At 72.6% G+C, this 2,581-nt stretch carries 2 protein-coding genes and 2 pseudogenes; 2 read left to right on the top strand and 2 right to left on the bottom strand.

The annotated features are described in order from the left end of the window. Positions 1-256: pseudogene (locus M8330_RS21560) on the bottom strand (hypothetical protein); the annotation flags it as partial. A gap of 23 nt (positions 257-279) precedes the next feature. On the opposite strand from M8330_RS21560, the gene M8330_RS21565 reads away from it, so the two are divergent. Both M8330_RS21565 and M8330_RS21570 read left to right on the top strand, forming a co-directional pair. Beyond that, complete coding sequence (locus M8330_RS21565) at positions 280-810, top strand: acyl-CoA thioesterase (protein ID WP_250053429.1); 531 nt, start codon at positions 280-282, stop codon at positions 808-810. A 211-nt stretch (positions 811-1,021) separates the two neighbouring features. Next, on the top strand, positions 1,022-2,371 hold the full coding sequence (locus M8330_RS21570) for an LCP family protein (protein ID WP_250829030.1): 1,350 nt from the start codon (positions 1,022-1,024) through the stop codon (positions 2,369-2,371). Positions 2,372-2,420: 49 nt separating this feature from the next. Here the strand turns inward: M8330_RS21570 and M8330_RS22855 are convergent. Continuing rightward, a pseudogene (locus M8330_RS22855) lies at positions 2,421-2,581 on the bottom strand (IS30 family transposase); the annotation flags it as partial.

A 2,581-nucleotide genomic window follows, 5' to 3' on the forward strand; every position in this document is an offset into this window, starting at 1 on the left:
CGGGCCCGCTGGGGCCGTCGGGCCCGCGCGGCGGCGCCGGGGGAGCGGGCTGCGGGCGTCCCTGCGCGGCGGGGCGGGACGCGCCGGCCCCCGACTCGCGCGGCTGCACGGGCATCACCCGGGTCGCGTCCGCGTCCGCCTGGGGCTCGCGGTCACGCCGGCCGTAGAGCCAGTCGAAGCGCTCCTCGCCCTGCCCGGAGGTGCCGCCGGGGTCGTCGGAGGAGCCGGTGCCGCCGGTGCCGGGACGCGAAGCCATGGGCAGGAAAGTACCGTGCGCCCATGAGTGAGGAGCCACTCCCGCCGCAGGACACCCCGTCGACCACGGGTCGTCCACCGTCCTTCGCCGCCGTCTCGCTGGCCGTGCTGATGTCGCGAGCCCAGGCGAACCTGCTGGGCAACATCCACGGCGGGGAGATCGTGAAGCTGGCGGACTCGACCGCCGGGGCGGTCGCGCAGCGGCACTCGGGCGGCGCCGCCGTCACCGCGGCGCTGGACGAGATGGTCTTCCTCCAGCCCGTGCACGTGGGCGACATCGTGCGCACCTCGGCCACGGTCAACTGGGCCGGCCGCTCCTCGATGGAGATCGGCGTGCGGGTGGAGGCGGCGCCGTGGGACGACCCCGAGGCCGACGGCCTGCACGTCGGCTCCGCCTACTTCGTCTTCGTCGCCGTGGACGAGGCGGGGCGCTCGCGCCCGGTGCCGCCCCTGCTGCCCGAGAGCGCGGACGAGCGGCGCCGGTGGCGGGAGGCCGAGATCCGCCGCGAGCACCGGCTGGCCCGGCGGGCGGCGATCGAGGCGGGCCGGGCCTGAGCGGACCCGGAGGGGTGAGACCGCTCCGGTCCGTGACGGGGGCCTCCGGGTCGACCTGACGACACCCCGGCGCGCCTGCGGCTGTGTGACTGCTGGGACTGGTGATACTGCCGCCATGCCACCCGTTCCTTCCCCCGGGTCGGCCGAGCGGGCCCGTCTCACTGCCAGCCAGAGAGCGGCGCGCGTCCGGTTCCGGCGTGCCCTGTCCCTCATGGCCATGACCCTGGTCGCGCCCGGGTCCGCCCAGCTGCTCGCGGGAAACCGCCGCGCCGGCCGCATCGCCCTGGGGGTGTGGGTCGCGCTGTGGGTCGTCCTGCTCGGGGCCGGGCTGGCCACCCTCGTCCACCCCGCCTTCGCGCTGGGCTGGGCGACGGACCCCACGCTGCTGCTCGCGGTGCGGTCGCTGCTGGTGGTCGGTGCCGTGGGCTGGTTCGCGCTGATGGTGGACGCCTGGCGCCTGGGTCAGCCGCTGACGCTGGGGCTCGGCCACCGGCGCGCGATGATCGGCGTCAACGGCGTGCTCTGCTTCTCGCTGGCGGGCTCGATGCTCTTCGGCGCCCACCTCGTGGGTGTCCAGCGGGACCTCATGCAGACGATGTTCGCCTCCACCGACGTGAAGGGTGCGCACGACGGCCGCTTCAACGTGCTGCTCATGGGTGGCGACTCCGGTGCCGGGCGCTGGGGCCTGCGGCCGGACTCGATGACGATCGCCTCGATCGACGCGGTCACCGGACGCACCGTGCTGATCTCGCTGCCCCGCAACATGCAGAACTTCCCCTTTGCCGAGGGCTCGGTGATGGACGAGCAGTTCCCCGACGGCTTCGACGCCGACTACCTCAACGGCGTCTCCACCTGGGCCCAGGACCACACCGAGCTGTTCGGCGACTCGCCCACGCCCGGCATCGACGCCACGATCATGGCCGTCGAGGGCATCACCGGCCTGGAGGTCAACTACTGGGCCATGGTGAACCTGCACGGCTTCCGCGAGCTGGTCGACGCGGTCGGCGGCGTGACGATCAACGTGCGCCAGGCGATCCCGATCGGCGGGCTGGGCTCGGACGTCTACGACTACATCGAGCCGGGCGTCCAGCAGCTCGACGGCTTCCAGACCCTCTGGTACGCCCGGGCCCGCGACGGCTCGGACGACTACTCGCGCATGGCTCGGCAGAAGTGCGTGATGAACGCGCTGCTCCAGCAGGTCAGCCCCGAGACGATGCTGGCCAACTTCACCGACATCGCGGCCGCGTCCTCGTCCCTGGTCTCCACCGACGTGCCCGCCTCCGAGGTCGGCACCTTCGTGCAGCTGGCGCTGCGGGCCAAGGACCAGAAGATCTCGACCGTCTCGCTGGTGCCGCCCATGATCAACACCGCCGACCCCGACATCGACCTGGTGCAGGAGAAGGTCGCCGCCGCGATCGACAAGGCCGAGGGCACGGGGTCGGCGCCGAAGAACGGCACCTCGAGGAAGAACGCGAACAAGTCCGTCACCGGCGGCTCCCTCGGTTCTCTCTCCACCGGCTACGCGGCCAACTCCGCGGGCGACCTCTCGGCGGCCTGCTGAGGCCTCGCGGATAGTGCGTGACGTTCCGCGCCTCGCGACCGGGGTGGATTCAGCCTGTCGTCGCAACAGGTGGATCTGACTCGCCCGACAGTAGTGCGTCGAGTTCCTCCGCGGGGGTGCGCCACTTCAGTGTCTTGCGAGGACGGGCGTTGAGCTCGGCGGCGATCTGATCGAGCATCCCGGGTCCGTAGAACGAGAGGTCCTCGCTCT

Origin of the sequence: Nocardioides bruguierae, from assembly GCF_023656415.1 — a bacterium.
In the GTDB taxonomy this organism is placed as follows: Bacteria; Actinomycetota; Actinomycetes; order Propionibacteriales; family Nocardioidaceae; genus Nocardioides; species Nocardioides bruguierae.

Bases quoted from the DNA above. Each gene is read 5' to 3' on its own strand.
- M8330_RS21565 (WP_250053429.1), top strand. From the start codon at position 280: ATGAGTGAGGAGCCACTCCCGCCGCAGGACACCCCGTCGACCACGGGT.
- M8330_RS21570 (WP_250829030.1), top strand. From the start codon at position 1,022: ATGGCCATGACCCTGGTCGCGCCCGGGTCCGCCCAGCTGCTCGCGGGA.